Annotated in this window: 6 protein-coding genes and 1 pseudogene; 3 read left to right on the top strand and 4 right to left on the bottom strand. The window is 66.7% G+C overall.

Annotated features, from left to right (window positions below):
* Together VN856_RS18265 and VN856_RS18270 are read left to right on the top strand one after the other, a co-directional pair.
* Window positions 1-716, top strand: a 716-nt coding sequence (locus VN856_RS18265) for a polyprenyl synthetase family protein (RefSeq protein ID WP_325691551.1), incomplete at its 5' end; no start/stop codon positions are given.
* A 5-nt stretch (window positions 717-721) separates the two neighbouring features.
* The gene (locus VN856_RS18270; RefSeq protein WP_325691553.1) at window positions 722-2,236 is read left to right on the top strand and encodes an alpha-(1->6)-mannopyranosyltransferase A; all 1,515 of its coding nucleotides are present in this window, start codon (window positions 722-724) and stop codon (window positions 2,234-2,236) included.
* A gap of 8 nt (window positions 2,237-2,244) precedes the next feature.
* Here VN856_RS18270 and VN856_RS18275 read toward each other — a convergent pair whose 3' ends face one another.
* A complete protein-coding gene (locus tag VN856_RS18275) occupies window positions 2,245-2,649 on the bottom strand; it encodes an Rv2175c family DNA-binding protein (protein WP_325691555.1) in 405 nt (134 codons plus the stop codon).
* A gap of 88 nt (window positions 2,650-2,737) precedes the next feature.
* On the opposite strand from VN856_RS18275, the gene VN856_RS18280 reads away from it, so the two are divergent.
* Window positions 2,738-3,961 (top strand): protein kinase domain-containing protein, encoded by a 1,224-nt coding sequence (locus tag VN856_RS18280; RefSeq protein WP_325691557.1) that lies wholly within the window; start codon window positions 2,738-2,740, stop codon window positions 3,959-3,961.
* On the opposite strand, the gene VN856_RS18285 is transcribed toward VN856_RS18280, so the two are convergent.
* The 3 genes and pseudogenes from VN856_RS18285 to VN856_RS18295 all read right to left on the bottom strand — a co-directional run.
* Window positions 3,958-5,346 carry a class II 3-deoxy-7-phosphoheptulonate synthase gene (locus VN856_RS18285; protein ID WP_325691559.1) on the bottom strand — a complete coding sequence of 463 codons (1,389 nt, stop codon included), beginning with the start codon at window positions 5,344-5,346 and terminating at the stop codon, window positions 3,958-3,960. The two genes, VN856_RS18280 and VN856_RS18285, sit on opposite strands and share 4 nt — an antisense overlap.
* 69 nt (window positions 5,347-5,415) lie before the next feature.
* Complete coding sequence (locus tag VN856_RS18290) at window positions 5,416-5,907, bottom strand: polyadenylate-specific 3'-exoribonuclease AS (RefSeq protein ID WP_325691561.1); 492 nt, start codon at window positions 5,905-5,907, stop codon at window positions 5,416-5,418.
* 7 nt (window positions 5,908-5,914) lie between these two features.
* A pseudogene (locus tag VN856_RS18295) lies at window positions 5,915-6,488 on the bottom strand (hypothetical protein); the annotation flags it as partial.

Here is a 6,488-nt window from a genome sequence, read left to right on the forward strand (position 1 = left end):
GGCGCGGACCGGCGGAGCAATTCGGGATGTCGGCGGCGATCCTGCTCGGCGATCTGGCGCTGGCGTGGGCCGACGACATCGTCGCGGGCGTCGATCTGCCGCACGGTGCCCGCAACCGAGTCCGCCGGGTCTGGGCCGACATTCGTACCGAGGTGCTCGGTGGCCAGTACCTCGACATCGTGGCCGAGGCCAGCGGCGCGGAGTCGATCGCCTCGGCGATGGCCGTCAACACCTACAAGACCGCCTCCTACACGGTGTCGCGTCCGTTGCAGCTGGGCGCCGCCGCCGCCGCGGATCGGCCTGATGTCCATGGGCTTTTCCACGAGGTCGGCACTGACCTGGGCGTCGCGTTCCAGTTGCGCGACGACGTGCTCGGCGTGTTCGGCGATCCAGCGGTGACCGGTAAGCCCTCCGGAGACGATCTGCGCTCCGGCAAGCGCACCGTGCTGCTGGCGACCGCCATGGAATTGGCCGACAAGTCAGATGCGCCCGCAGCCAAGCTGTTACGGGACTCAGTCGGCACCGACTTGAGCGACGCCGACATCGGCCAACTGTGCGACGTGATCGAACGGGTCGGCGCCCTGGCGGCGGTCGAAGACCAGATCGACGGGCTGACCCGCCGGGCGCTCGGCCTGCTCGCTGACGCTCCCATCCACGTCGCGGCCAAGGCCGGACTCTCCGAGCTCGCTAACCTCGCCGCACGGCGATCGGCCTGACGCCCATGTCCATTCCGACGTCCGTTCCGGATACCACGTCGGCTACCACTGCGCCCCAGTATCTTTCACGACTGCGGGAATTCGCCATCACCACCGAGGGCCGCCCGGCGCTGCTGGGCTTTCTGGGCGCGGCGCTCGTCACCATGGGGGGGCTTGGCGCCGGCAGCACCAAACAGCACGATCCGGTGTTGGAGACGCTGCACTTGTCCTGGCTGCGTTACGGGCACGGCTTGGTGCTGTCCTCGGTACTGCTGTGGATCGGCGTGACGTTGATGCTCAGCGCATGGCTATGGTTGGGCCGACGCGTACTTGCCGGCGACGCAAGCGAATACACCATGGTGGCCAGCGCTGCTTTCTGGTTGGCACCGCTACTGCTTTCGGTGCCCCTGTTCAGCCGGGACACTTACTCGTACCTGGCTCAGGGCGCATTGCTGCGCGACGGATTTGATCCCTATGCGGTCGGGCCCATCGACAACCCGAATGCCTTGCTGGACAATGTGAGTCCGATCTGGACTATCACCACCGCACCGTACGGTCCGGCGTTCATCATGATCGCCAAGCTGATCACGATGCTGGTCGGCAACCACGTGATCGCCGGGACGATGCTGCTGCGGCTGTGCATGCTGCCCGGGTTCGTGCTGCTGATCTGGGCGACACCGCGGATAGCGCGGCATATCGGCGCCAATGTGCCGATAGCACTGTGGATCTGCGCACTCAACCCGTTGGTGATCATTCATTTGATGGGCGGCGTACACAACGAGATGTTGATGGTCGGCCTGATGGCCGCCGGAATCGCGCTGACCCTGAATAGTCGACACATCGCCGGCATCGCACTGATTGCCGTCGGGGTTGCGGTCAAGGCCACCGCGGGAATCGCGCTGCCGTTCATGGTCTGGGTGTGGATGCGCCATCTGTGCGAACGGCGCGGGTACCGGCCGCTGCGCGCCTTCGCCGCGGCCGCAGGCATATCGGTGTTGATCTTCGTCGCCGTGTTCGCGGTGCTGTCCGGGGTGGCCGGGGTGGGCCTCGGCTGGCTGACCGCATTGGCCGGTTCGGTGAAAATCATCAACTGGCTGAGCCTCCCGACGGCGGCGGCCAACCTGATCCATGCGGTCGGAGGGTTGTTCTTCTCGGTCAGTTTCTACGCGGTGCTGCAAGTCACCCGCGTCGTCGGGATCGCGATCGTCGCGGTGGCACTGCCGCTGCTGTGGTGGCGATTCAGGCACAACGACCGCGAAGCGCTCACCGGCATCGCGTGGGCGATGCTGGTGGTGGTGTTGTTCGCGCCCGCAGCATTGCCCTGGTACTACTCCTGGCCGTTGGCGGTACTGGCCCCGCTCGCCCAGTCACGCCGGGCAGTCGCGGCGATCGCGGCGTTCTCTACCTGGATCATGGTGATCTTCAAACCCGATGGCGCACATGGCATGTACTCGTGGCCGCACGTTCTTCTGGCCACCGCAGTGGCGTTGTTCGCGTGGCGCACGATGAGCCGTCCCGCGGCGCAAGAGCAACCTGCCTGATCCGGCGGTCAGTACGCCATGGCCTGCGCGCGGCGCAGGACTTCGCGAGCCTGGTGGGCGTGTAACGCGTCGATCGGACGTGCGTTGCTGATCGCGTCGCGCGATCCGTCCCGGGTCACCGTCAGCGATGGGTCGGGAGTGAACAGCCAGCGCACGATTTCGGTGTCGCGGTAACCGCCGTCGCGCAAGACCACCAACAACCCCGGCAGGCTTTTGACGACTTCCCCGGTCGTGGTGAAAAAGATCTGCGGAACCACCACGTCTCCGGCGCGCCGCACCGCGACCAGATGGCCGTCCTTCAGATGCTGCTGCACTTTGGTCACCGTCACTCCGAGCAAATCGGCGACACCGGAAAGATCGTAGGTCGGTTCGTCGGGTCCCAGAACATCATCCCCGGCCGGAATCCTGCTCACCGAATCAGTGTACGACCGGGCGCGCGGCTTGTTCAGACACTGCGTAAAGGTTTCGGGCGCAGCGTGGGCCGCCGCCTACGATGGGCGCGTGGCTGCAGCGGCGAGCGACGACGCACTCGAGGGCGCATTGCTGGACGGGCGCTATCGCGTTGCGACCAAGATCGCCACCGGCGGTACCTCGACGGTGTACCGCGGCCTCGACACGCGTTTGGACCGGCCGGTCGCGCTGAAGGTGATGGACTCCCGCTATGCCGGCGACCAGCAATTTCTGACCCGCTTCCAGCTGGAGGCCCGCAGCGTGGCCCGCCTCAAGGATCCGGGGCTCGTCGCGGTCTACGACCAGGGCCTGGACGCTCGGCACCCGTTCCTGGTGATGGAACTTGTTGAAGGCGGCACGCTACGCGAGCTGCTGGCCGAACGCGGGCCGATGCCACCGCACGCCGTCGCGGCGGTGCTGCGCCCGGTGCTGGGCGGGCTGGCCGCCGCGCACCGCGCCGGACTGGTACACCGCGACGTCAAACCCGAGAATGTCTTGATCTCAGATGAGGGCGACGTCAAGATCGTCGACTTCGGCCTGGTGCGTGCCGTCGCCGAGGCCGGAATCACATCCACCAGCGTCATTCTCGGCACCGCCGCCTACCTGTCCCCCGAACAGGTCCGCGACGGCAGCGCCAGCCCCCGCAGCGACGTCTACGCCGCGGGGATCGTCGCATATGAGCTGTTGACCGGCCAGACCCCGTTCTCCGGCGACACGTCGCTGTCGGTCGCATATCAGCGTCTGGACACCGACGTGCCGGCACCGAGCAGCGTGATCAACGGCGTTCCCGCCCGATTCGACGAGCTGGTCGAGCGCGCGACCGCACGCGATCCCGCCGAGCGCTACGCGGACGCGCAGGACATGGCCGCGGAGCTGGGCGCGATCGTCGACGGGTTGCGCCTTCCCGACTTCAGGGTGCCGTCGCCGCGTAACTCGGCGCTGCACCGCTCGGCCGCGATGCACGGCAGCGACATCGACGAACGCAACACCACCGGGCAACTCCAGTCACCGCGCGGACCCGCGAAGGTGCATCATCCGACGCGTCAGCTGACCCGCGATCCACAGCACCGGCCCCAAAAAGCCGCCGCGCTCGATAACGACGAATACCACGGGATATCACGGCAATTCGCCGGAATCGAGATGATCGAATTCGCCCTGGAACGCCAGCGTGCTCGACGTATGGTGCTGATCTGGATAGCGATCGTGTTGTCGATCACCGGCATGGTGGCCGCCGCGGCCTGGACCGTCGGCAGCAACGTCGGCGGTTTGCTCTAGTCGCGCAACATCTCCGCGACCAGGAACGCCAGCTCCAGTGACTGCTGGGTGTTCAGCCTTGGGTCACAAGCCGTTTCGTAGCGTCCACCCAGATCGGTATCCGAAATGTCTTGAGCGCCACCGAGACACTCGGTGACGTTCTCTCCGGTGATCTCGACGTGAATGCCGCCGGGGTAGGTGTCCAGCGCCCGGTGTACCTCGAAGAAGCCCTGCACCTCGTCGACAATCCGATCGAAGTGCCGGGTCTTGTAGCCGGTCGACGACTCGTGGGTGTTGCCGTGCATGGGGTCGCACTGCCAGATCACCTGATGGCCGGTTGCCTGGACCTTCTCGATGATCGGCGGCAGCAGGTCACGAACCTTGTTGTTGCCCATCCGGCTCACCAGCGTCAACCGGCCTGGCTTGTTGTGCGGGTCAAGGCGCTCAACGTATTCGACGGCCTGTTCCGGGGTGGTCGTGGGCCCGATCTTGACGCCGATCGGGTTCGCGATCACCTCGGCGAACGCGATGTGCGCGCCGTCGAGATGCCGGGTCCGGTCCCCGATCCACAGGTAGTGCGCCGACAGGTCGTACAGTTGCTGCTCGCCATCCTCGGCGTCGGACAGCCGCAACATCGCTCGTTCGTAGTCGAGCACCAAAGCTTCATGGCTGGCGTAGATTTCGGCGGTTTGCAGGTTGCGGTCCGCCACCCCGCAGGCGCTCATGAACTTGAGCCCGCGGTCGATCTCGGAGGCCAGCGCCTCGTAGCGCGCGCCGGCGGGCGAGGTCCGGACAAATTCCCGGTTCCAGTCGTGCACCAGATGCAGCGACGCCAGCCCCGACGAGGTCAACGCGCGAACAAGGTTCATCGCCGCGCCGGCGTTGGCGTAGGCCCGCACCAGCCGCGACGGGTCGTGCTCGCGTGCCGCGGCGTCCGGGGCGAATCCGTTGACCATGTCGCCGCGGTAGGAACGCAGGCCCAGCGCGTCGAGTTCGGCCGACCGGGGCTTGGCGTACTGCCCCGCGATACGGGCCACTTTGAGCACCGGCACGCTGGCGCCGTAGGTCAGCACCACCGCCATCTGCAGCAAGGTGCGGATGTTGCCCTTGATGTGCGGCTCGGTGTTGTCCACAAAGGTCTCCGCGCAGTCGCCGCCCTGCAGCATGAACGCCTCACCGCGGGCGACCTGGGCCAGCATCTCCTGCAGCCGCACGATCTCCGACGGCACCGTCACCGGCGGCACGCTTTCCAGAACCTTGCGTATCGGCTCGACCCGCTCACGCGTCCAACTCGGCTGCTGTGCAGCGGGCTTGGCCAGCGCGGCGTCCAGTCGCGCCCGCAGATCCGCCGGCAGCGGAGGCAGCGACGGCAGCTGCTCGATGGGTACGTCAACGGTCCAGTTCACCCGTCCATGGTAACCGGGCGGCACACGCCCCCAATCACGCCGCGATCAGCGCCGATGCGAATGGCCGGGCTAGCGCCCGTCGCCGTCAGACATGATCACCTGGTAGCGCGTCCGCTGGTCGCGGGCATCGACCAGCGCGTCGTGCACATTCGCCGACCGGCGCGGCAGCCGGGGGCTGCCACGGTCCTCCCAGAGTTGGCGCAGCTCGTGGGTGAATCGCGGGATCGGCGGCGGGAGATGGGTCATCGGGCCCCACAACTGGCACAGCGCGACGTGGTCGTAGGCGCCGACCCACGCCCACAGTTCGATCGGCTCAGCCCCGTCGACGTCGAAGAACGTCTCGAGATCGTCGCGGATCTGTGCGCGCGACCGCCACACCTGCGAGGCCGGCGACGGCAGCTTGGGCAGCACATTCGCGCGCACCCATTTCCCGGCTCGCTCCGGATTGAATTCGGTTGAGACGGCGTAGTATTCGCGGCCGTCTTCGGCAACCACACCGATAGAGATCAGTTCGATGTTGTATCCGTCATCGATGAACTCGGTGTCGTAGAAATAGCGCACCGCCACCTCACCCGACGCCGGCGCCGCTGACGAACACGCTCGGCACCGACTCCGGCGGCGGCGCTGGATGCACTTCACGGTCCAGCTCCGCATCGACCAGGCGGTGCGAGGGCAGGCGCGGGGTGCCCGCGATCGCGTACTGCAGCCACAGCTTGGCGTGCACGACGGGCCGGCGCAGCGTCCGTTCGCGCTCCAGCGCGCGGCCCATCTTGTCCAGCCGGCGCAGGTAGAGGTAGCGCGCCCATGGCGCCTGCGGGCGGGACAGCCTGATCGCCCCGATGACCAGCAGCGGGACGAAGAACATCCCGATCAGGCCGGTCCATACCTTGCCCTTGAGCACAACCAGCACCGCCAGTGGCAACGTCAGCACCATCGCGAAGATCACAGCGGCCCGCAACGCCGTCGAATGCGTGGTGTCCTGCCACAGGCTGATGAAGAACATCAGCGGGTGCAACCCCAGAACCAGGAGTCCACCTACCGCGACCGCGGCGAACACCGCGTCGACCGACGTCCGCCCGTCTTCCTCCCAGTAGACGTCGGACAGGTGCAGGATCAAGGCATACTCGTCGAGCACCAGCGCG

The organism is Mycobacterium sp., assembly GCF_035603715.1.
Lineage (GTDB): Bacteria > Actinomycetota > Actinomycetes > Mycobacteriales > Mycobacteriaceae > Mycobacterium.

What these genes read in the sequence shown, in the direction of transcription:
- VN856_RS18270 (WP_325691553.1), top strand. Translation starts at nt 722, where the DNA reads ATGTCCATTCCGACGTCCGTTCCGGATACCACGTCGGCTACCACTGCG.